This is a genomic window from Neobacillus sp. PS2-9 (genome assembly GCF_030915525.1).
In the GTDB taxonomy this organism is placed as follows: domain Bacteria; phylum Bacillota; class Bacilli; order Bacillales; family Cytobacillaceae; genus Neobacillus.
Genome location: NZ_CP133269.1, coordinates 2438149 through 2463259 on the forward strand (window position 1 = coordinate 2438149; position 25111 = coordinate 2463259).

Annotated in this window: 32 protein-coding genes and 2 pseudogenes; 30 read left to right on the plus strand and 4 right to left on the minus strand. The window is 36.5% G+C overall.

The genetic code is table 11. The features are described 5' to 3' along the window. Window positions 1-119 precede the first annotated feature (119 nt). The 5 genes and pseudogenes from RCG25_RS12305 (at window position 120) to RCG25_RS12325 (ending at window position 3411) form a co-directional block, all read left to right on the plus strand. On the plus strand, window positions 120-419 hold the full coding sequence (locus RCG25_RS12305) for an iron-sulfur cluster assembly accessory protein (protein WP_192654929.1): 300 nt from the start codon (window positions 120-122) through the stop codon (window positions 417-419). A 157-nt stretch (window positions 420-576) separates the two neighbouring features. Continuing rightward, window positions 577-1077, plus strand: a complete 501-nt coding sequence (locus RCG25_RS12310) for a cysteine protease YraA (protein ID WP_308084168.1) — start codon at window positions 577-579, stop codon at window positions 1075-1077. 92 nt (window positions 1078-1169) lie between these two features. After that, window positions 1170-1886 (plus strand): SDR family oxidoreductase, encoded by a 717-nt coding sequence (locus RCG25_RS12315; RefSeq protein ID WP_251455834.1) that lies wholly within the window; start codon window positions 1170-1172, stop codon window positions 1884-1886. 174 nt (window positions 1887-2060) lie between these two features. Continuing rightward, window positions 2061-2960 carry an aldo/keto reductase gene (locus RCG25_RS12320; RefSeq protein WP_308083928.1) on the plus strand — a complete coding sequence of 300 codons (900 nt, stop codon included), beginning with the start codon at window positions 2061-2063 and terminating at the stop codon, window positions 2958-2960. Between the two features lie 150 nt (window positions 2961-3110). Continuing rightward, a pseudogene (locus RCG25_RS12325) lies at window positions 3111-3411 on the plus strand (spore coat protein). Between the two features lie 179 nt (window positions 3412-3590). Here RCG25_RS12325 and RCG25_RS12330 read toward each other — a convergent pair. After that, entirely contained in the window at window positions 3591-4688 is a 1098-nt protein-coding gene (locus RCG25_RS12330; RefSeq protein WP_308083929.1) for an L-dopachrome tautomerase-related protein, read from the minus strand. A gap of 595 nt (window positions 4689-5283) precedes the next feature. On the opposite strand from RCG25_RS12330, the gene RCG25_RS12335 reads away from it, so the two are divergent. The 16 genes and pseudogenes from RCG25_RS12335 to RCG25_RS12410 all read left to right on the plus strand — a co-directional run bounded on the left by RCG25_RS12335 (window position 5284) and on the right by RCG25_RS12410 (window position 13293). Beyond that, window positions 5284-5658: a sulfurtransferase gene (locus RCG25_RS12335; protein ID WP_308083930.1), complete on the plus strand. Its 375-nt coding sequence runs from the start codon at window positions 5284-5286 to the stop codon at window positions 5656-5658. Continuing rightward, window positions 5625-5708, plus strand: coding sequence for a metal-sensing transcriptional repressor (locus tag RCG25_RS26085; RefSeq protein WP_374121078.1), 84 nt, complete (start codon window positions 5625-5627; stop codon window positions 5706-5708). Before RCG25_RS12335 ends, RCG25_RS26085 begins: the two co-directional genes overlap by 34 nt. A gap of 264 nt (window positions 5709-5972) precedes the next feature. After that, a complete protein-coding gene (locus RCG25_RS12345) occupies window positions 5973-6338 on the plus strand; it encodes a rhodanese-like domain-containing protein (RefSeq protein ID WP_308083931.1) in 366 nt (121 codons plus the stop codon). A 20-nt stretch (window positions 6339-6358) separates the two neighbouring features. Further along, on the plus strand, window positions 6359-6658 hold the full coding sequence (locus RCG25_RS12350) for a rhodanese-like domain-containing protein (protein ID WP_308083932.1): 300 nt from the start codon (window positions 6359-6361) through the stop codon (window positions 6656-6658). Next, the gene (locus tag RCG25_RS12355) at window positions 6648-6953 is read left to right on the plus strand and encodes a hypothetical protein (protein ID WP_308083933.1); all 306 of its coding nucleotides are present in this window, start codon (window positions 6648-6650) and stop codon (window positions 6951-6953) included. The genes RCG25_RS12350 and RCG25_RS12355 overlap by 11 nt, the downstream gene beginning before the upstream one ends. Before the next feature lie 75 nt (window positions 6954-7028). After that, window positions 7029-7242: pseudogene (locus RCG25_RS12360) on the plus strand (glutaredoxin family protein). A gap of 232 nt (window positions 7243-7474) precedes the next feature. After that, the gene (locus RCG25_RS12365) at window positions 7475-7735 is read left to right on the plus strand and encodes a metal-sensitive transcriptional regulator (RefSeq protein ID WP_308083934.1); all 261 of its coding nucleotides are present in this window, start codon (window positions 7475-7477) and stop codon (window positions 7733-7735) included. 122 nt (window positions 7736-7857) lie between these two features. Next, window positions 7858-8085, plus strand: coding sequence for a sulfurtransferase TusA family protein (locus tag RCG25_RS12370; protein ID WP_308083935.1), 228 nt, complete (start codon window positions 7858-7860; stop codon window positions 8083-8085). A gap of 67 nt (window positions 8086-8152) precedes the next feature. Then, a complete protein-coding gene (locus RCG25_RS12375; RefSeq protein ID WP_308083936.1) occupies window positions 8153-8632 on the plus strand; it encodes a DsrE/DsrF/DrsH-like family protein in 480 nt (159 codons plus the stop codon). 59 nt (window positions 8633-8691) lie between these two features. Then, window positions 8692-9270 (plus strand): sulfurtransferase TusA family protein, encoded by a 579-nt coding sequence (locus tag RCG25_RS12380; protein ID WP_308083937.1) that lies wholly within the window; start codon window positions 8692-8694, stop codon window positions 9268-9270. A gap of 174 nt (window positions 9271-9444) precedes the next feature. Next, the gene (locus RCG25_RS12385; protein ID WP_308083938.1) at window positions 9445-10572 is read left to right on the plus strand and encodes an MBL fold metallo-hydrolase; all 1128 of its coding nucleotides are present in this window, start codon (window positions 9445-9447) and stop codon (window positions 10570-10572) included. Window positions 10573-10625: 53 nt separating this feature from the next. After that, a complete protein-coding gene (locus tag RCG25_RS12390; RefSeq protein WP_308083939.1) occupies window positions 10626-10853 on the plus strand; it encodes a sulfurtransferase TusA family protein in 228 nt (75 codons plus the stop codon). Between the two features lie 46 nt (window positions 10854-10899). Continuing rightward, window positions 10900-11676 carry a sulfite exporter TauE/SafE family protein gene (locus RCG25_RS12395; RefSeq protein WP_308083940.1) on the plus strand — a complete coding sequence of 259 codons (777 nt, stop codon included), beginning with the start codon at window positions 10900-10902 and terminating at the stop codon, window positions 11674-11676. A gap of 139 nt (window positions 11677-11815) precedes the next feature. Further along, window positions 11816-12316 (plus strand): hypothetical protein, encoded by a 501-nt coding sequence (locus RCG25_RS12400; protein WP_308083941.1) that lies wholly within the window; start codon window positions 11816-11818, stop codon window positions 12314-12316. After that, window positions 12304-12888: a redoxin domain-containing protein gene (locus RCG25_RS12405; RefSeq protein ID WP_308083942.1), complete on the plus strand. Its 585-nt coding sequence runs from the start codon at window positions 12304-12306 to the stop codon at window positions 12886-12888. The genes RCG25_RS12400 and RCG25_RS12405 overlap by 13 nt, the downstream gene beginning before the upstream one ends. An 18-nt stretch (window positions 12889-12906) precedes the next feature. Beyond that, window positions 12907-13293, plus strand: a complete 387-nt coding sequence (locus RCG25_RS12410; protein ID WP_308083943.1) for a YidH family protein — start codon at window positions 12907-12909, stop codon at window positions 13291-13293. 252 nt (window positions 13294-13545) lie between these two features. Here RCG25_RS12410 and RCG25_RS12415 read toward each other — a convergent pair whose 3' ends face one another. Continuing rightward, a complete protein-coding gene (locus RCG25_RS12415) occupies window positions 13546-13779 on the minus strand; it encodes a hypothetical protein (RefSeq protein WP_308083944.1) in 234 nt (77 codons plus the stop codon). 75 nt (window positions 13780-13854) lie between these two features. Beyond that, on the minus strand, window positions 13855-15531 hold the full coding sequence (locus tag RCG25_RS12420; RefSeq protein ID WP_308083945.1) for a CoA-disulfide reductase: 1677 nt from the start codon (window positions 15529-15531) through the stop codon (window positions 13855-13857). Window positions 15532-15827: 296 nt separating this feature from the next. Here RCG25_RS12420 and RCG25_RS12425 point away from each other — a divergent pair, with 296 nt between their 5' ends. The 4 genes from RCG25_RS12425 to RCG25_RS12440 are packed head-to-tail and all read left to right on the plus strand — an operon-like array spanning window position 15828 to window position 18372. After that, on the plus strand, window positions 15828-16394 hold the full coding sequence (locus tag RCG25_RS12425; protein ID WP_308083946.1) for a sulfurtransferase TusA family protein: 567 nt from the start codon (window positions 15828-15830) through the stop codon (window positions 16392-16394). Beyond that, window positions 16394-16798, plus strand: a complete 405-nt coding sequence (locus RCG25_RS12430) for a DsrE/DsrF/DrsH-like family protein (RefSeq protein WP_308084169.1) — start codon at window positions 16394-16396, stop codon at window positions 16796-16798. The genes RCG25_RS12425 and RCG25_RS12430 overlap by 1 nt, the downstream gene beginning before the upstream one ends. A 28-nt stretch (window positions 16799-16826) precedes the next feature. Further along, window positions 16827-17963 (plus strand): MBL fold metallo-hydrolase, encoded by a 1137-nt coding sequence (locus tag RCG25_RS12435; protein ID WP_308083947.1) that lies wholly within the window; start codon window positions 16827-16829, stop codon window positions 17961-17963. A gap of 25 nt (window positions 17964-17988) precedes the next feature. After that, window positions 17989-18372, plus strand: a complete 384-nt coding sequence (locus RCG25_RS12440; RefSeq protein ID WP_308083948.1) for a DUF302 domain-containing protein — start codon at window positions 17989-17991, stop codon at window positions 18370-18372. Between the two features lie 74 nt (window positions 18373-18446). On the opposite strand, the gene RCG25_RS12445 is transcribed toward RCG25_RS12440, so the two are convergent. Next, window positions 18447-18746, minus strand: coding sequence for a hypothetical protein (locus tag RCG25_RS12445; protein WP_308083949.1), 300 nt, complete (start codon window positions 18744-18746; stop codon window positions 18447-18449). Window positions 18747-18902: 156 nt separating this feature from the next. On the opposite strand from RCG25_RS12445, the gene RCG25_RS12450 reads away from it, so the two are divergent. The 5 genes from RCG25_RS12450 (at window position 18903) to hydA (ending at window position 24964) form a co-directional block, all read left to right on the plus strand. Continuing rightward, entirely contained in the window at window positions 18903-19583 is a 681-nt protein-coding gene (locus RCG25_RS12450; protein ID WP_308083950.1) for an oxidoreductase, read from the plus strand. Continuing rightward, window positions 19583-20401 carry a uroporphyrinogen-III synthase gene (locus RCG25_RS12455; protein ID WP_308083951.1) on the plus strand — a complete coding sequence of 273 codons (819 nt, stop codon included), beginning with the start codon at window positions 19583-19585 and terminating at the stop codon, window positions 20399-20401. Before RCG25_RS12450 ends, RCG25_RS12455 begins: the two co-directional genes overlap by 1 nt. Window positions 20402-20847: 446 nt before the next feature. Beyond that, window positions 20848-22200 (plus strand): NAD(P)-dependent oxidoreductase, encoded by a 1353-nt coding sequence (locus RCG25_RS12460; RefSeq protein WP_308084170.1) that lies wholly within the window; start codon window positions 20848-20850, stop codon window positions 22198-22200. Between the two features lie 34 nt (window positions 22201-22234). Next, a complete protein-coding gene (gene preA / locus RCG25_RS12465) occupies window positions 22235-23521 on the plus strand; it encodes an NAD-dependent dihydropyrimidine dehydrogenase subunit PreA (protein WP_308084171.1) in 1287 nt (428 codons plus the stop codon). 24 nt (window positions 23522-23545) lie between these two features. After that, entirely contained in the window at window positions 23546-24964 is a 1419-nt protein-coding gene (gene hydA, locus RCG25_RS12470; protein WP_308083952.1) for a dihydropyrimidinase, read from the plus strand. Window positions 24965-25111: the final 147 nt, after the last annotated feature.

Here is a 25111-nt window from a genome sequence, read left to right on the forward strand (position 1 = left end):
AACCTTTTTGATTTTTCTAGGGAAGTGAATATGGATGAAACCGTGAAATCAGGTTATGAGGTTGTTTACAGGATTCCTTAATTAAAAAGATAAAAGTTGTTAGAATAGGAGACAATTATATGAACTGCAAAATTAACCGAAATGCTGCTAAAGTGCTGAAACAAATGTTGGAAAGTGAAGAGGCTGAAGGGAAAATGGTTCGTGTCTACGTTACATTAGACCATGGGGACCATGCCCATTATGAAGTAAAACTTGATACGCCCACGGACCATGATGAAATTGTGAAAACAGACAAAGGCATTGATGTTTTACTTGATAAAAGGGAACCGTTTTTAGATGGGGTTTGGATCAAGTATTTCTATGTGCCGCAAGCAGGATTTGACATCACGAATTCTTCCAAAGGGCATCACCATCATTAAACACGTGACAGAGCGATACTAAATGTTTTTATACCTTCATATATCTAGGAGTATCATATACTAAACACAGTAGATTACTTGTATTTATTGTGTTAAATGAGAATAATACCAACGATGCTTTTACAATTATAAGGGGGCTTATCATAATGAGCAAAAAATCGCTACACTAATAACAGACTTATTTGAAGATGTAGAATTCACAGAACCAGCACAAGCATTTAAAGATGCTGGTCATCAAGTGATCACAATCGACATACAGGCTGGAAAAGATATTACTGGTAAAAAAGGTGAAGCAGTAAAAATAGATAAAGGAATTGGGGAAGTTAATCCTCAAGACTTTGATGCTTTACTCATCCCTGGCGGCTTCTCTCCCGATTTATTACGTGAAGACGACCGTTTTGGTGAATTCGCAAAAGCATTTATACAAGAAGGTAAACCTGTTTTTGCCATTTGCCATGGCCCACAAGTATTAATTGATACAGACCTATTAAAAGGCGTCGACATAACAGGTTTCAAATCAATAAGGAATGATCTCAAAAATGCAGGTGCTAACTACAAAGATGAAGAAGTTGTGGTAAGCAATAATATTGTAACAAGCCGTTTTCCGGATGACATTCCTGCCTTTAATCGTGAATCCTTAAAATTATTAGCTGAATAATAGCGTAAGTACTCAATAGTATCGTTTTAGAAATTAATATTTCTCAATGAATTTCAATACAAAAAAGGTTTTAATAAGAAAGGGGTTTTACTATGTCATTAAATGGTAAACGAGTAGTTGTTTTAGGGGGTACTTCTGGTATTGGTTTAGCAACTGCCAAAGCGTTTCTCGATCAATCAGCTCAAGTGATCATTGCCAGCCGTTCTGTTTCCAAATTAAATGAAGCAAAACAAGTTCTTGGTGGCAATGTAGAAGGAAATGAAATCGATTTTCGAAGCGAAGAAAAAGTAGCAGAATTTTTCAGCAAGGTTGGAAAATTTGACCACCTTGTGGTAACAGCAGGAGAAGGCGCAATGGGGCACTTTAGCGAATTGCCTGTGGCAAGTGCTAAAGAGGCGTTTGATAGTAAGTTCTGGGGGCAATATATTACCGTCCGTTCAGCACTTCCATATTTAAACAATGAGAGCTCAATCACCTTAACCTCTGGTGTATATGGCGTTCGTCCTCCTCAAGGCGCTACTACGTTAGCGGCAATCAATTCAGCCATTGAAGGATTGGTTCGAGGACTTTCCGTAGACCTAGCCCCTATTAGGGTAAACGTGGTTTCACCTGGAATTGTAGACACTCCAATCTATGCTGGAATGCCAGATGATCAGAGGCAAGCACTGTTCAACGGCATTGCACAACAGCTCCCTGTTGGACGGATTGCAAAGCCGGAAGACATAGCTGAAACCTATGTATACCTTGCTAAAAATGGTTTTACTACTGGTACGGCTGTTCTTATTGATGGTGGAGCCCACTTAGTATAATGGCCTAAATGGATGTTGAACGGAAGCTTATCACCCTGCCAAGCAGCGGTTCTAACTAAAATAGAAATAAGTTAAGAATTAAGTAATTTACTGGTGGCAATACTGCAAAAGAGTATTGCCGCCTTTTTTGTTATTAGGTACATAAAAAGATACAAAAGGAAGTGTTGATTTTTAATGAGTGTACAGGACGAAAATAAATTAACAAAAATAAAAAATTCCCTTGAAAGTCGTGTAGTTACATTGCCTGATGGAACTTCTATGCCAAGAATAGGACAAGGAACTTGGTACATGGGAGAAAATCCTCAAATGAGAGAAAGGGAAATCAAAGCTTTACAACTCGGAATAGAATTAGGCATGAAACTAATAGATACGGCGGAAATGTATGGTGATGGCGATTCTGAACGCTTAGTAGGTGAAGCAATTAAAGGACGAAGAGGTGACGTCTTTTTAGTATCAAAGGTGTATCCTCATCATGCAGGATTAGATATGATTGCCAAAGCGTGTGAAAACAGTCTAAAAAGGCTGGGAACCGATCTTCTTGATTTGTACCTTTTACACTGGCGAGGACGTGTGCCATTAGCAGAAACCATTGAAGGAATGGAAAAGCTACGCAAGGAAGGAAAAATAGTAAGGTGGGGAGTCTCCAATTTTGATTCCAATGATATGAAAGAGTTATGGAACACCACTAACGGAAAAAATTGTATGATTAATCAAGTATTATATCATCTTGGTTCAAGGGGTATAGAGTATGATCTCTTACCATGGCAGCGAGAACATCACATGCCTATTATGGCATATAGCCCGCTAGCTCAAGGAGGTTCTTTAAGAAGACAACTGTTAACGGATCCAACCATTTTAGAGATTGCAAAAAAATACGCTGTACAACCCTTACAAATCGCTCTCGCTTGGACAATCCGTTCTAACAATTGTCTAGCTATTCCAAAAGCTGTTCAAGAAGAACATGTACTAGCAAATGCGGAAGCTGCTATTATTGAATTAACAAAAGAGGATTTACATAGACTTGATGAAGTATTTCCGCAACCGACTAGAAAAATGCCTTTGGACATTTTATAGAAATTTTGAGGATAGACAAGAGAGAAGGGATTGAATGTGTATGTCAACAGAGGTATTAGGAAGATTTACTCCAGATGCAGCAAAACCTCTTGTATGAAAATTAGCTTCTATCTTATCCAATGCAAAGCAATAATTAGGAGATGAATGAATATGAATCCAATCGTTGAAACGTTAACTGGAATAGATGGACTATCTGATCAAATGGTTGCAATGGATTAATTAAATGCAGCTAAAAGTGGAATTAGAAAATTATGTGTTTGCAGTTACCGAATCAGGAACGCCTGAAGTTAAAGAGATTCTAACTCGTCACTTGGTGGAAGCTCTTGATATGCATGAACAAATTTCTAGTTATATGATAGAAAAGGGATGGTACCACGCTTGGGATATGAACGAACAAATCAATTTGGATCTTGATAATATTAATACAGCATTAAACTTACCTAATCTATAGAAAATTTTTAGGAACAGTTTAACATTGACCAATAAAACGGTTCCTAAAAACCACTTTTTTGTGAAATGGTCGGAAATATATGAGTTTTAAGATTGAAGGTAGAATCGTCAGCTAATTCCCGGATAAAAACCGATTAAACTTCACCTGACGTAATGTAAAAATTATTCAACTATTTTTTATTACGAAAAGGTAGAAGCAGGGAATTCATCAATTTTCATACGAAGTAAACTATAAGGTTTCTGTCGCAGGTCTTTTCCATAATGAAACCTTGCCTGCCGATGTAATTGGTTCACAATGACATATAAGTATTGATCCGGCCCAATTGAAAAAGTATCTGGCCACAAAATTCTCGGATCATGAGCGATTGTTTCCATTATGCCATTCGGCAATATCTTTCGAATACTGTTGTTTTCATAGTCTCCGGCATAAATGGTTCCTTTTGCCCCAGTGATCATTCCATCAGACGCACCTTTTTCTCCCCAGTATTCCACCTGATAAAGTAAATCCATTTCAGGTATCGTTCTGTCTCTTAGAGCTTCTGTTGAGATCGAATACAAATGCCGACTGGTAAGTGGACAATAAAATAAAATCTTTCCATCGGGAGAAATCGCTATACCATCAGACGCCAATCTAAATGGAGATGTTGAGCCATCTTTGTTTCGGTTCATCAAAATTGCACCTTCTACTTTCGGTAAAAAATAAGGGTCGGGTGAAGTTGAATTTGCTCCATTTAGCCGTCTAAACGCGTTTCCATTTTCAAGATCTACAACGATAATAGCTCCTGGTCCTTTGGAAGATGAATCTGTTATATATGCATAACCCGCTTTTCCAACACGAAAATCAAAACGGACATCATTCAGATAAGTTGTTGGCAGGACAACATCTTCTGTAAAGGTATATACTTTTCTTATTGTATTGGTTTTTAAATCAACAGCGACTAATTTTGCCCCTCCTTTAATAGGTTCAGAAAAATTCGGTGCTGCTGTATCTAATACCCAAAGTGTTCCCCTTCCATCAGCAACAACACTTTGGACACTGATAAAAGACATTATGATATTACCTTGATTACCCAAATTGGTTTCTAAACTAGGATAAGGCTGCAAAGTATCCCCAACAATCTCCGCAACTGTGAATTTAACGTCGTCTCCCCATTTCGGAAAGCAAATGAAAATACGACCGGTTTCTGATACACTAACGCCTGTGGGCATAGCCCCATAAAATACATAGACTAGTTCTAACTTACCGAAATATTTTTCCATAGGTAACATAGGTTTCATGATCTCCTCCTCAAAAATTTCGCACGGGATATCACCTATATATGATTTAAATTTTTTTTAGTTCCTGGTTCTTCATTGGCTAAAAAATTGTAAATTAAATCCTAACTAATCCAAGTGAAATTGTTTTTACCTAAAAGTACTACTATCACTGGAAATTTTAACCTAGAAATATTGGATTAGTCTCCTAAACCTAATTAAGAAAGGAGGTACATCGCTAATAGGGTTCACCAGTTTGTTTATGCCTTTCTCCATTCACAATCCCCACAGGAAAGTTTCCTATTTTATTTTCTTATAGTGAAAAAACATTGGAAAAAATTCAAAGAGTCTAGCATGTAGTTAACGAGTGCTAGACTTTTTACTCTAATTTAGAAAAACCTCATTTAGATAAACCAAGGAGAACCGTTTCATAAGTGAGGTTGTATATAAATAAGGTATTTTTATACTAATAAAGATGCCAATACAACTGTCATTTATGCACGTATTTTATGGAATGCAATTCAAAACGGAAGCCTTAACTTGGAAATACAATCCGCTTTACAAAATACCCATATGGGTATATAATTATTTTTGTATTATACATCTTGGAGGTTATTCAATGGTTATTTCGTCTGTTATTGGAGCGTTAATTATTTTATCTATATATCAAAGATATGTTCCTGTCATTGGAATTTCATCTGTGCAGAATTTTACAGATCATGGGGAACTGCTGTTATTGGATTTAAGAGACTATCAAACATCTTCAAAAAAGGTGATTCCAAATTCAATAAACATCCCATATGCTTATTTAAAGCGATATTACAAAGAAATACCTAATAAGAAACTTCTAATCATCGCTTCGGATTCAATTGAAAAGAATCTAGCCATTCGTTTTTTAAGAAAAAGACAATTTTCTATTCATGGTTTTATGATTTTAGATGAAAAAAGGAGTGAAAATAAATGGAGTATGATAAGCAAACAAAAAATAGGTTGAAGCGTACCGAAGGCCAAATAAGAGGTATCTTACGTATGATGGAAGAGTGAAAAAGTCATAAACCAATTATCGGCTGTTATTCTGCCATTAGCCATACAGTTGGAGTCATTGTGAGTGAAAACCTTAAGTATTGTTTAATGGAACAATCCGATGCCGGCAACAAAGATGAATTTGTTAATGATGCTGTTAAACTTTTGGTTAGAAGTCGAAAATAAAAAGTATTGACATGAATTTTTTTCTTCATTAATATACCCCTATCGGTATTTAAAAATAAATCCTCTCAAGATAGGTAGAGAGTAAAATTAAGGAGATGAATGGACTTGAGTACAAGCACCATAATCATGATTATTTTATTGGTTGGATTTTTTGCTTGGAGGCTTATTCCTGTAAAAGGAGTACGCAATATAACAACCGGTCAATTGAAAGATGAACTTAGTGACAAGAACAAACAATACATTGATGTTCGTACACCAATGGAGTTTAAAGGTCGGAATATTAAAGGATTTAAGAATATTCCACTTGATCAATTATCTAATAAAGCAGCTACACTGGCAAAAGATAAAGAAGTTATTGTTATTTGTCAAAGCGGAATGAGAAGTTCACAAGCTTCAAAAATTCTAAAAAAATTAGGTTTTAAACAAATTACAAATGTAAAGGGCGGCATGAGCGCCTGGAATTGAAAATTAGGAGGAAATGACAGATGAAACGTATTACACCTAAAGAAGTAGAACAAAAATTAATAAATGGTGAAAAGTTAAATATTATTGATGTTCGTGAAGTAGCAGAAGTGGCTACTGGTAAAATTCCAAACGCAGTTAACATTCCTTTAGGATTAGTTGAGTTTAAAATGCCAGATCTTGATAAAAAGCAAAAGTATATTATTGTTTGTCGCTCAGGAGCAAGAAGCTCACAAGCTACCATGTTCTTAGAAAGCTACGGATTCGATGTTACCAACATGGACGGCGGAATGATGGTTTGGGAAGGCGAATTTGAATTTTAAACCAATCATCGATTATATACAGGGGAAATCTCAAAAATTTTTAAGAAAAATAATACCATATGGGGTAATCGTTATAGTGCATCAGCTGATTAGCAACAAGAGTAAGCAATCGGGCCAAATCGTTGCGCCCTTCATCATACACATTAATCGGAAGGTGGTTGTACTATGCAGGGCGAACAAAAAAAACAAGTGGATTGCACCACATCAGGTTCCTGAGGTATTAACAGATCTAATACGTCTGGGAACGATGGGAACAAAGGAAAAATACCTATTCCTATATGACCTGGAACGTTAGTATGGCTCCTGGTAGGAGGCATTTACCTTATTATTAAAGCATTCAGTAGATTTTTTTAATAAAGGAGAGATATCAATGAATCAAATTACGGTTTATACAACCAATACTTGTCCGTATTGCACCATGTTAAAAAATTTCTTAATCACACAAGGCCTTGCTTCAAATGGACCAAGCAGCTGCTAACAAGCTAGTCCAAACAACCGGTCAGTTAGGTGTTCCGCAAACAGAAATTAATGGACAATGGGTATTAGGATTCGACCCAGAAACAATCATGAGCTTAGTTAAATAGGTTTACAAAAAGAGAAGCAGAGAGTACACTGTTTCTCTTTTATTGTTATAGAAACTTTACTTCAATTACACTACATTTATTTTTTCTCCGAGATGAATATTAACAAATAGGATGTTCATAATATTGACAAATATACCCGTGTAGGTATAATATAATTCCTATTACATCATTATTGCTCAAAACCATAAGCATTTCATATAAGCTTATCAATAGGTAAATGGAGGTGTATCAAATGGAATACAACGATCAAATGAAAAATAGAATTAAACGGATGGAAGGCCAGCTTAGAGGAATTTTGAAAATGATGGAAGAAGATAAAGATTGTCGTGCGGTTATTACTCAATTGTCGGCAGTGCGCTCAGCCGTAGACAGAACAATTGGAGTAATTGTGAGCTCGAATTTAGTGGAATGTGTGCTTGATGCCGAAAAAAATGGCGAGAAAACAGATGTCTTAATAAAAGATGCAGTAAATTTACTTGTCAAGAGCAGATAAAATTAATTCACAGTGTTGACACATTTATATTTCTTTAGTAATATACCCGTAGGGGTAATAGTGGAAATAAAAACGACCTCACATTTTTTAAAAGAAGAACAACCTCAAAGGAGACTATAAAAATGAATGCAGATAAAATTTTAGATGCTAAAGGTTTAGCATGTCCAATGCCAATCGTAAAAATAAAAAAAGCAATAAATGAACTAAACTCTGGTCAAATATTAGAAATTCATACTACTGATAAAGGTGCCAAGAATGATCTTTCTGCTTGGGCCAAATCCGGTGGACATGAGCTTTTAAATTTTGAAGAAGATCAAGAAGTACTAAAGTTTTGGATTAAAAAAGGTTAATTTTTTTTAGTAAATTTAATACCTGTACAGGTATATGTGAAAATAACTATAATCAGGGGGAATTATTTTGACGGACAAGAAAAGGACGACAATTGTATTGTTTAGTGGAGATTATGATAAAGCCATGGCGGCATACATCATTGCAAACGGAGCTGCTGCCTATGACCATGAAGTAACTATTTTCCATACATTTTGGGGATTAAATGCCTTGCGTAAAGATGAAAACATTATGGTTAAAAAAGGTTTTATTGAAAAGATGTTTGCAAAGATGATGCCAAGAGGCGCAGATAAAATGGGACTATCTAAAATGAATTTTGCAGGATTTGGACCCAAAATGATTAAAGACATTATGAAAAAACACAATGCAATGCCATTACCACAATTAATTGAAATGGCACAAGAACAAGAGGTAAAGTTAGTCGCATGTACGATGACGATGGATCTATTAGGTCTAAAGCAAGAAGAACTTTTAGAGAATATTGAATATGCAGGTGTAGCAGCGTATTTAGCTGATGCTGAAAATGGCAATGTAAACTTGTTTATTTAATAGATTAATAGAACTCAATGAAATTTATACCTTTTAGGGTAATTTACAGGAGGTCAATCATGACAACATTAAAAACTGATTTGGTTTTAGATGCAAAAGGATTAGCATGTCCAATGCCGATCGTGAAGACAAAGAAGGCTATGAATGGTTTAGAAGCAGGTCAAGTGTTAGAAGTATTAGCAACTGATAAAGGTTCGAAAGCTGATATTAAGGCTTGGGCTCAAAGTTCAGGTCATCAATATTTAGGAACAATTGAAGAAGGCGATGTGCTTAAACACTACCTTAGAAAAGCTTCTTCTAACGAAGAAGCAGCCGAAAGAAAACATCCGCATGTCACTTCAAATGTTGAACTTGCAGCAAAGTTAGACGCAAATGAAAACATTGTCGTACTCGATGTAAGAGAAGCAGCAGAATATGTGTTTAATCATATTCCAAATGCAATTTCTATTCCTTTGGGTGAATTGGATGACAGAGTAAATGAATTAAGCAAAGATGCTGAAATTTTTGTTGTCTGCCGAACAGGTAATCGAAGTGACTTTGCAGCACAAAAATTAACAGAAAAGGGCTTTAGTACGGTCTTTAATGTAGTACCAGGTATGAGTGAGTGGACTGGTAAAACAACAAGCTTAAACAGTTAATTTAATGGGGCTTAATCGCCCCACACTAAATGATCATTTATTTTTTTGCTGTGTTAAAGTACACTGTTGATTTTTATAATCTGTTGATTGAAGAGTCTGGAGCGTAAATCAACAGGCAAAATTTACAGAGCCATTTTTTTTGAAAACTAATATACCGTAGGGGGTAAAACAAGCATGACAGTTAACGCGATGACTTCAAAAGAAGTAACTAAAAAGGTATTTAATAAGGAACCATTTTTTATTCTTGATGTTCGTAACGTAAGTGATTTTCAAGATTGGAAAATTGAAGGGGAAAATTTTGAGTATTTAAATATTCCTTATTTTGAATTGCTTGATGGAGTAGAAGAAATCTTAAATAAAATCCCAACTGATAAAGAGGTATTAGTGGTATGTGCTAAGGAAGGTTCTTCTGTAATGGTAGCAGAGATGCTTTCAGAAGAAGGTTTAACAGTTTCTTATCTTCAAGGTGGTATGAAAGCTTGGAGTGAACACTTAGAGCCAGTTAAGGTCGGAGATCTAAAAGATGGCGGAGAGATTTATCAATTTGTACGTATTGGTAAAGGCTGTCTATCATACATGGTCGTTTCAAAAGGTGAGGCTGCAATTATTGACGCAACACGAATGACTGACATTTATCTTAATTTCGCTAATAGTATTAATGCAACAATTACTCATGTGTTCGATACACATTTACATGCAGACCATATTTCTGGTGGTCGTGTGATTGCTGAGAAAACAAATGCAATGTATTGGTTACCTCCAAAAGATGCAACAGAAGTAACATTCGAATATCAGCCTTTAGAAGGTGGCAATGATGTTACAATTGGGGGTACAACGATTAATATCCATGCATTGTATTCTCCAGGTCATACTATCGGCTCTACATCATTTGTTGTAGATGAAAAATTCTTACTCTCTGGGGATATTCTTTTTATTGATTCAATTGGACGTCCAGATCTTGCAGGTATGGCAGAGGATTGGGTTGCAGATTTAAGAGAAAGTCTTTATAAGCGTTATAGAGAGTTATCTGAAGAATTGATTGTGTTACCTGCTCATTTTATGATCATTGACGAATTAAATGCAGACGGAAGTGTATCTGAAAAGCTTGGTACTTTATTTGCAAAGAATCACGGTTTAAATATCGCAGATGAAAATGAGTTTAGGAAATTAGTTACCGAAAACCTACCACCACAGCCGAATGCTTATCAAGAGATTCGCGAAACAAATATGGGAAAAATAAATCCTGACGTCGAAAAGCAACGCGAAATGGAAATTGGACCAAATCGTTGTGCAGTAAGATAAAAATAAAAAGAAACTTAGAAACAACACAATAAAAAACTGGGAGGTATTATAAAATGGAAGTAACTAAGGTAGTAGATGCAAAAGGTCTGGCATGTCCTATGCCAATTGTAAAGACAAAAAAAGCAATTAACGAACTTGAGGCTGGTCAAATTTTAGAAATTCATACTACTGATAAAGGTGCAAAAAATGATCTTTCCGCATGGGCAAAATCATTGGGCCATGAATTATTAAATCATGAAGAAGAAGGCAGTGTATTAAAGTTCTGGATTAAAAAGGGATAAAAATAGCGGGAACCTTACTGGTTCCCTTTTTAGGAGGAGTAAAAAAATGGGTATCGATTTTGTCATTACCATATTCTTAATTGGTTTTGTAGGCTCATTTATTTCTGGAATGTTAGGAATCGGTGGCGCCATTATTAATTTCCCCATGCTATTGCTTATCCCAGCTTCTCTTGGTGTAGCACATTTTACAGCTCACGATGTAGCAGGTATTACTGCGATACAGGTATTCTTTGCGACAATCAGCGGTGTCTGGGCATACCGAAAAGGCGGATACTTAAATAAAACATTAATTGCATATATGGGTATAAGTATCTTAATTGGAAGCTTTGTGGGTGGATTTGGTTCTACACTTCTACCGGAAAGCGGAATTAATATCGTTTATGGAGTCCTAGCATTATTAGCAGTGATAATGATGTTTGTTCCTAAAAAAGGAATCGATGAAATCTCTATGGAACAAGTGAAATTCAATAAGTGGCTTGCAGCATCTCTTGCATTAATTGTGGGGGTTGGCGCAGGAATTGTTGGAGCAGGTGGGGCGTTTTTATTAGTCCCAATTATGCTTGTTGTTTTAAAAATTCCAACAAGAATGACCATTGCTTCTTCTTTAGCGATAACTTTCATTTCTTCAATTGGGGCAACTGTTGGTAAAATATCGACAGGACAGGTAGAGATTATTCCATCTCTCATTATGGTAGTTGCAAGTCTCCTTGCTTCACCATTAGGTGTTAAACTAGGTAAAAAAATGAATACAAAGGTATTACAAGTAATCTTAGGAATCTTGATTTTTTCTACTGCAGTAAAAATTTGGATAGATATTTTATAATTTATTTTGGGGGCTAATAATAGCCTCCTTTTTATTATCCCTTTCTTAATAGATTCTTAACAATTAAATGGGAATATTTAAGAGATATAGTGGGGGAAGATTTGATGGCAAAATCATTATCGTTGTGGGGGCTTGATACATGAACGTAATCCAAATAGGTTCACTAACCATTATGCTGAAATGGGTGCTTCTTGGTTCAGCAATTCTATTAGGACTAGTGGTTATTAAATTATGGTTGCAACGGACACAAACAAAAGAAAATAATAAAAAAATCTTTGATACCTTAACAAATAGCCTTTTTATCATGATTTTAGCTTGGAAAGGGAGTCTCATTTTACTAGAACCAAAGCTTATTTTAAAAAGTCCTCTTTCATTCCTTTATTTTACTGGAGGCACTAAGGGGCTAGTAATAGCGACACTCATTTCCTTTATGTATTTTATTTATAAGAATATGAAAGCCGAAATTTCAAGTAGACTTATTTTACAAACTATTTTTATCTTCAGTTTAACCGTTCTTAGCTGTTATCATTTTACTTTTTTATTTGCCTTAGATGAAAATGATTTATACCATTTACTAGTAGGTACCTTCACACTTATCATTCTTTATTTTATTTTAATACCAAAGGAGTGGCGATTTTGAATAAGAAAAATTTAATGATTGTAATTGCATTAATTGGTCTAATTGGATGGGGAATTTACGATACCTCATTATCGTTGTCAATTAAAACAGAAAAAAGTAGTGAGGTGAAGGAAGCTGCAACAACATCAAAGAATCTAGAAATAGGGCTGCAGGAAGGGAATAAGGCGCCGAATTTTGGATTAAAAACCTTGGATGGACAAGAAGTTAAGCTTTCTGATATGGTAGGGAAGAAAGTAATATTAAATTTCTGGGCCACATGGTGTCCACCATGTAAAGCTGAAATGCCGCATATGCAGGAGTTTTATGAGAAACAAAAAAACAATCAAGTAACAATTTTAGCTGTGAATTTAACTACTTCAGAAAAAAGCAGTGATAATATTGGGGCGTTCGTGAAAGATTATGGCTTAACTTTCCCAATAGTACTTGATAGCGAAGGACAAGTTGGACAAACATATCAGGATGTTACTATTCCAACCAGTTATATTATTGATACCAAAGGCGTTATCCGGAAAAAGATTGTAGGTCCTATGGATAAAGAAATGATGACTGAATTATTACAAAGTGTGGATTAAACGAAAAGTAGGGATATAATGAGCAAGGAAGAAATAAGGGAGCAAGAAATTAGACAGACAGTAGATTCAAAATATATTCAACAGCATCTTGCAAATGAACGGACATATTTAGCCTGGATTCGTACCGCTATCGCTATAATAGGTGTCGGCTTTTTAGTAACTAATTTACATTTTAATATGATGTCTAGTCTTTCCCCAATAGGCGATCTTTTAGCAAACTTAATAGGGATCGCTTCTGTAGGACTAGGAATTGTTACTATTCTAATGGCGACAATTGTTTATTTGAAAAAAGTTTCTACTATTAATCAACAAACCTTTACAGCTTCCAAAAAATATATCATAACACTTAGTATCTTCATTATTTTTATTACCGTGTTATTTGGAGCCTACTTTTTAATGTTTTAGGCTCTGTTAAACTTGCCTGTTGATTTCCGCTCAGGTGCTTCGCTTTCCGTGGGCGTTTCGGCGAGCCTCCTCGGCGCTTGCGCCTGCGGGGTCTCCCCTGAACCGTACTCCCACAGGAGTCTTCGCACCTTCCGCTCCAAACAACAGGGGGTAAAAATCAACAATGTTCTTTAACACAGCCATGTTTTAAAGTAATAAATTACATAAAGACAAATAAAAAAGCACTTTGGATGTGCTTTTTTATTTTGTGAATTAATTGTTAATCATACAATCAGTGTTTGTTTCTTTTTTCATTTTTGCAGCACAATCCTTATGCATTTCCTTAAGTTGCTTTTCACTTAATTCTGGATGCTTTTGCTGCATAAATGGGAGCATTTCTTTAAAGTCACCGACTTTACATGCAATCTGATCACTAGCTGCCATAACCCCAGTTCCTAACCCAAGTAGCAAAATGGCTGTAAATGCTCCTGTCACAAATTTTTTCATTAGTAATTCCCCCAATGCAATATTGCCTACAAGGTTTATTTTATAATAATTCAAGCAAATAACTTAGAGTAATTGTTACAATACTGTATCATCAAGCTTCTTTTTTTGATTGATTACAGATGAATAAGTTTTCCAACCACCATCTACGTTTTTGACTTTAAAGCCATTCTCAGTAAGAATTCTTGCTGCTAAATAGCCTCTTAATCCTACCTGACAAGATACATAAATGGTTTGATTTTTAGGGAAAGTATGAATTTTTTCCCTAATCTCACCTAGTGGAACGTTAATTGAACCATTGATAAATCCATTTTCTCTCTCATTTGGCTCACGAACATCAATAAGTAACCCGCCATTTTTGACAATTTCATCAACTTCATGCCATTGAACCGCTGCAACATCTCCATCGATAATATTGGAAGCCACATATCCCGCCATATTTACAGGGTCCTTAGCAGATGAATATGGTGGTGCGTAAGATAATTCTACTTCGGTTAAATCAAATGCAGTTAGGTTTCCTTTTATTGCAGTTGCAATTACATCTATCCTTTTATCCACACCATCTTTGCCGACAGCTTGTGCACCTAAGATTTTTCCATTACTTGGGTCAAACAACAATTTTAAAGCAATAGATTCTGCACCAGGGTAGTAGCTGGCATGACACGCTGGGTGAATATGAATGGCTTGATAGTCTACATTTAACTGCTTTAACCGTTTTTCATTATTACCAGTAGCAGCAACGGTAATATCAAAAACTTTCGCAATTGATGTTCCGAGAGTTCCTTTATATTTTTCAGCTTTCCCATAGATGTTATTGGCAACAATTCGTCCTTGACGGTTAGCAGGTCCTGCAAGTGGAATCATCGCAGCATTGCCGTTGATATAATCAGTTACTTCAATGGCGTCACCAATGGCAAATATATTCTCATCATTTGTTTGTAAATATTCATTAACCTGAATTCCACCGCGGTCTCCGACATTTAAACCAGCGTTAATTGCAAGTTGATTTTCTGGTCTGACACCAATCGATAAAATAGTTAAATCAGAGTTTAATTTTGTACCACTAGTAAGTTCAATTATGCTGCCTTGGTCCTTAAATGCTTTTACACCATCTTCTAAAATCAAGATGACTCCTTTGTTACGTAAATGGTCGTGAACTATTGAAGCCATTTCATAATCAAGTGGAGCCATAACCTGATTTGCCATTTCAACTACTGTTACTTCAATACCTCGTTCGGCAAGATTTTCTGCCATTTCAAGACCAATAAAACCACCACCAACAACAACTGTCTTTTGTGGGTGCTGTTGGTCAACAGCGTTTTTAATTTTATCAGTATCAGGAATATTCCTTAGTGTAAAGATATTTGTAGCATCATTTATTCCTTCTATTGGTGGGAATATTGGTTTCGCACCAGGTGAAAGTACCAAGGTATCATAACTTTCTTCGTATACTTCATTTGTTTTTAAATTCTTAACCGTTACGGTTTTTTTGTCACGATTAATTCCAGCAACCTCACTTAAATTTCGGATATCTAAGTTGAATTTCTTGCTCATTCCTTCCACTGTTTGGACAAGTAGCTTTTGCCGATCTTTAATGGTTTCACCAATATAATATGGCAGACCGCAATTGGCAAACGAGATATGTTCTCCACGTTCAAACAGAACTATTGTTGATGATTCATCTAATCTTCTTAAACGTGCTGCAGCAGTTGCTCCTCCAGCTACTCCACCGATAATAGCAATTTTCTTAGCCATGTCAATTTCCTCCTTAATATTAAATACCTATAAGGGTATACTACTGATAATATTAAATTTATTCTGTGATATATATCACCAAACAGAACAACTTTTATATACCCTAAAGGGTATATAAACTCTATATCCATATACTAAATCAGGTAAATAGATTAAGCAATGAATATTGAGAAAGGTACACAAATTAGACAAAATTGAACTCGATTGTCTCCCACAGTTGCAAAACTTTTTGGAAAATCAATATACGCATGTAAAAGTGATTGATAAAGATAATAAATAAGAAAGGAGGGGATTCAATGGATGTCAATAAAGTCTTAGATGCAAAGGGTTTAGCTTGTCCAATGCCTATTGTAAAAACTAAAAAAGAAATGGCTACATTAGAACCTGGTCAGGTATTAGAAATTCAAGCTACGGATAAAGGGTCAACAGCTGATTTAAAAGCATGGGCAACAAGTACTGGGAACCAATACCTTGGAACAATTGAGGAAGGGGATATGCTTAAACATTACCTTCGAAAAGCCAGTGCTGAAGAGGAAAAAAGTGAGACCACGCATTCAGATGTTGTTTCCTTAGATGATTTGTTAAAGAAGCTTGAGGGAAATGAAACAGTAACTATTTTGGATGTTCGAGAGCCAGCTGAGTATGCCTTTGGTCATATACCAGGAGCGATTAATATACCATTAGGTGATTTAGAAAACCGATTTGAGGAACTAAATAAAGAAGATCGTCTTCATATAGTTTGCCGTACTGGTAATCGCAGTGATTTAGCTGCCCAACAACTAGCAGGAAAAGGGTTTGATAATGTAAAGAATGTTGTCCCCGGTATGAAAGACTGGACTGGATCAATTAATAAAAGCCACTAATAGGAGGAACGAAAAAGAAGGTAGAAATAATCGCAGCAAATGGTGGTATGTTTGATGCATATAAAGTGTTTAATATCGCAACGGCAGCAGCAGCAACAGATGCAGAAGTGTGTATTTTTTTTACGTTTGAGGGGTTAAATCTTATACACAAAGAAGGTTATAAAAATTTACCGATGCCTGCTGGAACGGAACATTTTCAAGAAGGCTTCAAGAAAGCGAATGTTCCTCCCGTTCATGAACTAGTAGGAACGGCCACTGAAATGGGTGTCAAGATGATTGCGTGTCAAATGACCATGGATGTAATGAGCTTAGAAAAAGAGCATTTTATTGAAGGAATTGATGTAGGTGGAGCTGTGACATTCCTAACTTTTGCTCAGGATGCCGATGTCACTCTAACCTTCTAAAAAAGAGATTAAAAATGGTGGTGCACATATGTCAGAGCAAGCTGCAGTTAAAACAGTAACCGTAAAAGAATTAACAAGAAAAATACTGAATCATGAAGAAGTCTTTATCCTCGACGCTAGAAATACAGCTGACTTTGATGATTGGAAAATTGAGGGGAAGAATGTTCATATCATTAATGCACCATATTTTGATTTACTTGAAGGAGTAGATTCAATCGTAGATAAACTTCCTAAAGATACTGCTATCTATGTAGTTTGTGCAAAAGGTGGTTCATCTGAATTTGTGGCAGAGCAAATAGCAGAAGCAGGATTTACAAATGTTTACAGCGTTGAAGGCGGAATGAAAGCCTACAGTGAACATTTAGAACTCAAAAAGATAGGAGATTTAAAAATTGGTGGAGCAATATATCAATTTGTGCGAATAGGAAAAGGATGTTTATCTTACTTGGTTGAATCACAGGGAACCGGTGCTATGATTGATACAAATAGAATGCTCGAGCAATACGAACATCATATAAATAAACACAATATTAAGCTGACTCATGTATTGGATACTCATCTCCATGCAGACCATATCTCTGGTGGAAGAAGGCTTGCTGAAAATCATGGAGCAACCTACTTTTTATCACCAAAAGATGCGGAAGAAGTAATTTTTGATTTTAAACCTATAAATGATGGAGATGAGTACAACGTTGGTGAAACCACTATTAAGGCGATATATTCTCCTGGTCATACAATTGGCAGTACATCATTTCTCGTTGATGATCAATACTTATTATCTGGTGATATTTTATTTATTGATTCTATTGGACGTCCTGACTTAGCTGGTAAAGCAGAGGACTGGGTGGGGGATTTACGGAATACCTTGTACCATCGTTATAAGGACCTTCCTGATGAACTATTGGTATTACCGGCACATTATATGGGTATTAACGAAATGAATGACGATGGAAGTATTTCAGAAAAACTTAGTACTTTATATAAGGAAAATCACGGATTAAATATCGGAGACGAAGCGGATTTTAGAAAGACGGTTACAGAAAACTTGCCTCCACAACCAAATTCATATCAAGAAATTCGTGAAACTAACATGGGGAAAATAGCACCTAATGAAGAAAAACAAAGAGAAATGGAAATTGGTCCAAACCGCTGTGCTGTAAGATAATAGAAAGTAGAGGGGAGTAGTCCATATGTTTCATTATACGGTTGAATCAAATAAATCACTTCCTGAAGCAGTTAAAGCTGTGGAGGAAGCTTTAAAAGAAGAGAAATTTGGTGTGCTGTGGAGCTTTAATATACAAGAAAAGCTGAAAGAAAAAGGGGTAGACCTCGAAAAGGAATTTATAGTTCTAGAGGTCTGCAATCCGCATGAAGCAAAAAGAGTATTGATGGAAAATAATTTAGTCGGTTATTTTCTACCCTGTAAAGTTGTTGTATATAGGGATGAGGACCAAACGAAAATAGGAATGCCAAAGCCGTCTGCATTAATGAGCATGGTGTCAGATGAAAAACTTGGACAAATTGCCCTCGATATTGAAAAGAGGCTTATATCCTGTCTTGAAAAAGCAAAGTAATTTATACTTTATTACTCATTAATGAAAGAGGCATGACAAATAGTCGGTTTATGATTTTGTCATGCTCTTCCTTGCTAACTTAAATCTTGTTCTGAAATAGAAATAGCTGAACCAGTTGATGTATGCTGATTTACCCAGCCAAGTGAGGTTTCCGAAACGGCTGACCAATTAGGAATTTCATTCTGATGCATTTCCACCCAACTCATACAAAACTGCGGGTCAATATTATATTCCAGACAATGAGACAAGAAAGATTGAATGGTATTTTCATTACAATTCTCCCATGAACCACACGTATAGCTCCAAACATTTTCCATTTTTGCTTGTATGGAAACATCATTAATAAATTCACTAAAGTGACTTTCGTTAACCACTAGTATTCCTTCCTTTCATATAATTTCACTCCATTCAGTATTTCCAAAGATTCGAAAAAAAAGCCGTTGGAATTTGTTAATAAAGATGGGAGAATAAGAATGTAAAATAAAAAGCACAGTCTTAGTTTTGAAATGATCGTCGTAGGAGGAACATAAGTGAGTAATCAAGGGAAAACTGCATTAATCTTAGGTGCTAGTGGGCTTGTAGGAAAGGAATTAACAAAAATACTGATTCAAAAAAATACATATGAAAAAATTTTTTTGTTGGTACGTAGACCTATTGAAATTATCGATCCTGTTTGCGAACCACATTTGGTTGATTTTAATGAGTTACATAACCATAAAGAATTGTTTCATGTTTCAGATGTTTTTTGCTGTTTAGGAACTACAATTAAAAAGGCAAAAACGAAAGAAGCCTTTCGTAAAGTGGATTTTGACTACCCAGTAGAAGCTGCTAAATTAGCTTATGAGGGCGGTGCAGAAAACTTCCTTATAATTACAGCAATGGGTGCTAATCCAAAATCGTTATTTTTTTACAATCAAGTGAAAGGCGACGTGGAGGAAACTCTAAAAAATATGAATTTACCTTCCCTTCATATTTTCCGCCCATCCTTGTTGCTAGGGGATAGAGGTGAATTCCGCTTGGGAGAAAAAATAGCAGAAAAAGCAAGTGCTCTAATTAATGTAGTAATGGTTGGTCCTTTACGAAGTTATAAAGCAATCAAAGCAAAAAATGTTGCTGCTGCAATGGCAGAGGTAGCTCTTTTAAATAAAAAAGGAGTTCATATTTATCCATCACACGAAATAGAACAATTGGCAAGAAGGAAGAAAGTCTAATGGGAAAAGCTCTAGCTGGTAAACGAATTGTCATCGGCGGTTCGCGGAAGATTGAGGAAATAAAATCGTTAATTGAAAAGCAAGGTGGCATTACACTAGTACGTTCTCTTCAGGGGACTGTATTTTTAGCCGAGAAGGAAGTAGAGCCCGATATAGTTGAATTTGTCAAACAAGGTGCAGATTGGATGGTATTTACAACCGGTATTGGCATTGAAACCATGGTCAATATAGCTGAAAAGCTTGGGTTTAAAGAAGAATTTTTTTCTATTTTTCGCAAGGCAAAGGTTGCTTCGAGAGGGTATAAGACACTTGCAGCACTAAAGAAATTAATGATTACGCCAGTGGTCGTCGATGAAGATGGAACGACAAAGGGATTAATTCATGCTCTACAAAACTTTGACTTTTCAGGAAAGAGAGTCATGATTCAGTTACATGGAGAAACTGCTCCGGAATTAACAAAGTTCTTTGAAGACCGTGGTGCAATTGTACAAAAAATTCTTCCCTATCAATACAATGCGCCTGATGGGGAGTCGGTGAATAGATTATGTCATGAAGTGCAGGGTAAACATTGTGATGCAGTATGTTTCACGACGGCCACCCAAGTACGGTCACTTTTTAATTATGCAAAAGAAAATGGTATTCATAAAGAAATAGTTTATGCACTTAATCAACATGTATTAGCAGTTGCAATTGGAAAAGTTACTTTAGAAGCCTTAAAAGAGGAAGAAATTAAACGTGTACTCGTTCCAGAGCACGAAAGAATAGGTGCGATGGTTATCACGCTTACAAAATATTATCAAAATGAAAATTCGATTTAAGCATACCTAATAGATGGTATGCTTTTTTTCATTCATTCTCTTTTAGGACAACTGTAGAAAGGTGTCGAGAAAAAACCATGTTAGATAAATTGACAGTTCGATATATTTTTACAATTTTTTTAGTATACTTATGTTAAATTGAAAAAGTATTCGGAATATGTACAAGAAGTAAATAGATCTACTTTTTACATAATGGATAATCAAATGCTTGCATCATTTAACAATATGTAAGGTGCAATGCCTATTTCAGGTCTGTAAAATAGGATTAAGATGCAGAATTTTCTGCAAAATACATAATTAAGTTAAAGGAGGCTGGTGTTACTCCAAAATCCATTACAAAAGAACAATATTTTTAAAGCGCTTTCATTTTTATTTTTATTATTTTAAATGTAATTGGAAATGTATTTTACATGTTAAAGGAGGACTTCTCTTTGCCAAACGAAAAAATGCAGCGTATATCCTTTTCCGATCTTGAAAAGAATTTTTTAGAGGTGGAACAAGGTCTAACAAACAACGAAGCGGTTGAAGAATCCAATCGATGCCTCTATTGCTATGACGCCCCATGTATTAAAGCCTGTCCAACAGGGATTGATATTCCAACCTTTATTAAAAAAATCGCCTCAGGAAACTTACTAGGCTCAGCAAAAACCATTATGTCCTCAAATCCAGTAGGTGCAAGTTGTTCGAGAGTTTGTCCCACAGAAGAACTTTGTGAAGGAGCTTGTGTCCTAAATCATTCAACAAAACCAATAATGATTGGCAATCTGCAAAGGTATGCGACAGATTGGGCTATTAGAAATGAACAAACACTTTTCCAGCCAGGTGATTCAAATGGTCGTACAGTAGCTGTAATTGGTGGTGGACCTGCTGGATTATCAGCGGCTAGAGAGTTAGCTAGATTAGGCTATGACGTGACCATATTTGAAGCGGCAGAAAAAGCGGGTGGATTAAACACTTACGGTATCGTTTCCTTTCGCTTACCGCAAACGATTTCCTTCTGGGAAGTAGAACAAGTAGAAAAATTAAATGTAAAAATAAATACAAATACCGTGGTTGGAAGAGATGTCTCCGTTGAGGAAATCACTGAAAACTTTGACTATGTCATTTTAGCAGTTGGTATGGCTCATGTACCGAACCTTGGTATTGACGGTGAAAATTTAAATGGTGTCTATGATGCTATTGAATTTGTCAAGGCTACTAAAAGTGGTCAATTATCCAAGGACTTAGTCGGTAAGAGAGTGGTCGTAATCGGTGCAGGAAATACTGCGATTGACGGTGCCACTTGCTCCGTTCGTTTAGGGGCTGATAACGTAAAAATCCTTTACCGAAGAACGGAAGATGAAATGACAGCTTATGATTTTGAGTATGAATTTGCTAAGCAAGATGGTGTCGAGTTCCGATGGTTAACCGCACCGAAAAGGCTCATTGGTGATGAAGCTGGGAATGTAAAAGGAATTGAGTGTACCAAGATGATGCTTGGAGAACCAGAAAAGGATGGACGTCGTAGACCAGTTGAAATTGAAGGGTCTGAACACGTCTTACCAGTTGATGCTGTAGTGAAAGCAATTGGTCAAACAAGACATCTGGAGCTCATTAATAAATTTGGCCTTCAGCATGAAGGCGGGGTTGTAAAAGTAAATCAGGAAACATTCCAAACCTCCAATCCAAAGATATTCGCCTGTGGTGATGTTGTGTTTGGTAAGGGAAAAGGGGACGCAATGGTCGTAACCGCAGCACAACAAGGGAAGAATGTGGCCTATGCCATTCATAAGCAATTATCAGTTGTTGGATCGGTATAGTATTTATTTTTGAAAGCAAAGGGGAGAAAGAATGATGGCTGATTTACGAATTAATCTTGCAGGGATAAAATCTCCTAATCCATTTTGGCTGGCGTCAGCACCTCCTACCAATTCGGGTTATCAGGTACAGCGAGCCTTTGAAGCTGGGTGGGGAGGGGCGGTCTGGAAAACATTAGGAGACCCTATTTTGAATGTTTCTTCTAGATTTGCTGCTATCAGTTTTAACGGACAAAGAGTTGCTGGCTTCAATAACATAGAGTTGATTACCGATAGACCATTGGATGTGAACTTAAAAGAAATCTATGAAACTAAAAAGCGATTTCCCAATCATGCAATCATTGCTTCGTTAATGGTGGAACCAAAACAAGAGAAATGGCATGAAATTGTTAAGCGTGTGGAAGATGTAGGGGTCGACGGACTTGAATTAAATTTTGGTTGTCCACATGGAATGGCAGAGCGGGGTATGGGGGCAGCCTCTGGGCAGGTACCTTCTTTAGTAGAGCGTCAAACTTACTGGGTGAAAGAAGTGGCTAAAACACCTGTAATAGTCAAATTAACACCAAATATTACCGATATTACGGCTACAGCTGAAGCTGCCTGCAATGGCGGTGCGGATGCCATAAGTATGATTAACACGATTAATAGTTTGATGGGAGTGGACCTTGATTCCTGGAATACCGTCCCACATGTGGCAGGAAAAGGAGCACATGGAGGCTATTGTGGACCTGCAGTTAAACCTATTGCATTAAATATGGTGGCAGAATGTGCACGAAACCCGCATATTAATGTACCTATTTCTGGTATTGGCGGAATTTCCAACTGGAAGGATACAGTAGAATTTCTGTTAATGGGAGCAACTGGTGTTCAGGTATGTACGGCAGCGATGCATCATGGCTTCCGCATTGTAGAGGACATGATCGAAGGTCTTAACAATTATCTAGATAGTAAAGGAATTGCCTCGGTTACCGATATTATTGGGAAATCAGTACCAAGATATTCTGACTGGGGTAACCTTGACCTAAACTACAATATTGTTGCAAAAATTAATACAGAAGTTTGTATTAATTGTAATAAGTGTCATATCGCTTGTGAAGATACCTCACATCAGTGTATTGATATGCTGAAAGACGAAAATGGAAAAAGCTACTTAAAGGTTAGGGAAGAAGATTGCGTGGGCTGTAATCTATGTTCGATTGTATGTCCTGTAGATGGGGCTATAGATATGGTAGAGGCAGCAAGAGAAATGCCTCCAATGACTTGGAATGAACGTCAAGCTGCATTGAATGGTGCACTTGAATGTAAAGCAGACGTAGCTAAATAAAAATAGATTAGGAGGGAAAAATTGATGAAGAAAATTATTAAAAACGGAACAATTGTCACAGCAACAGATACGTATCAAGCTGAGGTATTAATTGAAGATGGGAAAATAACACAAATTGGTACAAATCTTTCTGCCATAGGAGCGGAAGTTATTGATGCGAAAGGCTGTCTTGTTTTTCCAGGGGGTATTGATCCACATACTCACTTAGATATGCCATTTGGCGGAACTGTCACAAAGGACGATTTCGAATCCGGAACGATCGCAGCTGCTTTCGGGGGGACGACTACGGTAATTGATTTCTGCTTAACGAATAAAGGGGAACCTCTGAAAAATGCGATTCAAACCTGGCATAATAAATCCAGGGAAAAAGCAGTAATCGATTATGGGTTCCATTTAATGATTTCAGAAATCAATGAGGAAGTTCTAAATGAACTCCCACAGGTAATTAGTGAGGAAGGAATTACATCATTTAAAGTATTTATGGCTTATAAAAATGTGTTTCAAGCCGATGATGAAACACTATTCCGAACACTTGTGACCGCGAAGGAACATGGCGGCTTAGTTATGGTACATGCAGAAAACGGAGATGTTATTGATTATTTAACTAAGAAAGCTCTTGAGGAAGGAAAAACTGAACCGATTTATCATGCACTAACAAGACCACCTGAACTTGAAGGAGAAGCCACAGGCCGTGCAGCCAAGCTAACGGGACTAGCAAACTCGCAACTATACGTAGTCCATGTATCTTGCGCAGATGCCGTTGAAAAAATTGCAGAAGCACGCAGTAAAGGGTTTGATGTATGGGGGGAAACGTGCCCACAATATTTAGTTCTTGATCAAAGCTATTTAGAAAAACCAAATTTTGAAGGAGCAAAATATGTATGGTCGCCGCCACTTAGAGAAAAGTGGAATCAGGAAGTTTTATGGAACGCCCTGAAGAGCGGCCAACTTCAGACACTTGGTTCTGATCAGTGTTCATTTGATTTTAAGGGACAAAAGGATTTAGGTAGGGATGATTTCACTAAAATCCCGAACGGCGGCCCAATAATTGAGGACCGTATATCCATATTATTCTCTGAGGGGGTGAAGAAAGGGCGAATTAGTTTGAACCAGTTTGTTGATATTACTTCAACACGTATTGCCAAGCTCTTCGGATTATTCCCTAAGAAAGGGACTATTGCAATTGGTGCTGATGCAGATCTCGTTATTTTTGACCCTAATGTTGAAAGAGTAATATCTGCAGAAACCCATCATATGGCCGTTGATTATAATGCCTTTGAAGGAATGAAGGTTACAGGTGAGCCTGTTTCTGTTTTAGTACGCGGGGAGTATGTTGTTCGCGACAAACAGTTTGTTGGTAAGCCAGGATCTGGTCAATATTTAAAGAGAGCAAGATATAATTTGAATACTACGCTAAACCAAGGTGAAACCCTATCAATCTAACAACTATTACAGCTCAAGTCTCCATCAATAGTTGCACTACACTCCGGCAATTGCTCAGATTCTGAGCAGTTGCTCCCATTATTATTTTTTATTGTTATTTGTCGGTTGTTTGAATTTTGGGATGTTATATTCTATAAAATTAAACCG

Coding starts and splice junctions, on each gene's coding strand:
- RCG25_RS12400 (WP_308083941.1), top strand. CDS start 11,816: ATGAACGTAATCCAAATAGGTTCACTAACCATTATGCTGAAATGGGTG.
- RCG25_RS12460 (WP_308084170.1), top strand. CDS start 20,848: ATGCAGCGTATATCCTTTTCCGATCTTGAAAAGAATTTTTTAGAGGTG.
- RCG25_RS12305 (WP_192654929.1), top strand. CDS start 120: ATGAACTGCAAAATTAACCGAAATGCTGCTAAAGTGCTGAAACAAATG.
- RCG25_RS12390 (WP_308083939.1), top strand. CDS start 10,626: ATGGAAGTAACTAAGGTAGTAGATGCAAAAGGTCTGGCATGTCCTATG.
- RCG25_RS12380 (WP_308083937.1), top strand. CDS start 8,692: ATGACAACATTAAAAACTGATTTGGTTTTAGATGCAAAAGGATTAGCA.
- RCG25_RS12335 (WP_308083930.1), top strand. CDS start 5,284: ATGGTTATTTCGTCTGTTATTGGAGCGTTAATTATTTTATCTATATAT.
- RCG25_RS12395 (WP_308083940.1), top strand. CDS start 10,900: ATGGGTATCGATTTTGTCATTACCATATTCTTAATTGGTTTTGTAGGC.
- RCG25_RS12435 (WP_308083947.1), top strand. CDS start 16,827: ATGTCAGAGCAAGCTGCAGTTAAAACAGTAACCGTAAAAGAATTAACA.
- RCG25_RS12345 (WP_308083931.1), top strand. CDS start 5,973: ATGGACTTGAGTACAAGCACCATAATCATGATTATTTTATTGGTTGGA.
- RCG25_RS12350 (WP_308083932.1), top strand. CDS start 6,359: ATGAAACGTATTACACCTAAAGAAGTAGAACAAAAATTAATAAATGGT.
- RCG25_RS26085 (WP_374121078.1), top strand. CDS start 5,625: ATGGAGTATGATAAGCAAACAAAAAATAGGTTGAAGCGTACCGAAGGC.
- RCG25_RS12365 (WP_308083934.1), top strand. CDS start 7,475: ATGGAATACAACGATCAAATGAAAAATAGAATTAAACGGATGGAAGGC.
- RCG25_RS12415 (WP_308083944.1), bottom strand. CDS start 13,779: ATGAAAAAATTTGTGACAGGAGCATTTACAGCCATTTTGCTACTTGGG.
- RCG25_RS12425 (WP_308083946.1), top strand. CDS start 15,828: ATGGATGTCAATAAAGTCTTAGATGCAAAGGGTTTAGCTTGTCCAATG.
- RCG25_RS12320 (WP_308083928.1), top strand. CDS start 2,061: ATGAGTGTACAGGACGAAAATAAATTAACAAAAATAAAAAATTCCCTT.
- RCG25_RS12330 (WP_308083929.1), bottom strand. CDS start 4,688: ATGAAACCTATGTTACCTATGGAAAAATATTTCGGTAAGTTAGAACTA.
- RCG25_RS12385 (WP_308083938.1), top strand. CDS start 9,445: ATGACAGTTAACGCGATGACTTCAAAAGAAGTAACTAAAAAGGTATTT.
- RCG25_RS12370 (WP_308083935.1), top strand. CDS start 7,858: ATGAATGCAGATAAAATTTTAGATGCTAAAGGTTTAGCATGTCCAATG.
- RCG25_RS12440 (WP_308083948.1), top strand. CDS start 17,989: ATGTTTCATTATACGGTTGAATCAAATAAATCACTTCCTGAAGCAGTT.
- RCG25_RS12420 (WP_308083945.1), bottom strand. CDS start 15,531: ATGGCTAAGAAAATTGCTATTATCGGTGGAGTAGCTGGAGGAGCAACT.
- hydA (WP_308083952.1), top strand. CDS start 23,546: ATGAAGAAAATTATTAAAAACGGAACAATTGTCACAGCAACAGATACG.
- RCG25_RS12455 (WP_308083951.1), top strand. CDS start 19,583: ATGGGAAAAGCTCTAGCTGGTAAACGAATTGTCATCGGCGGTTCGCGG.
- RCG25_RS12315 (WP_251455834.1), top strand. CDS start 1,170: ATGTCATTAAATGGTAAACGAGTAGTTGTTTTAGGGGGTACTTCTGGT.
- RCG25_RS12410 (WP_308083943.1), top strand. CDS start 12,907: ATGAGCAAGGAAGAAATAAGGGAGCAAGAAATTAGACAGACAGTAGAT.
- preA (WP_308084171.1), top strand. CDS start 22,235: ATGGCTGATTTACGAATTAATCTTGCAGGGATAAAATCTCCTAATCCA.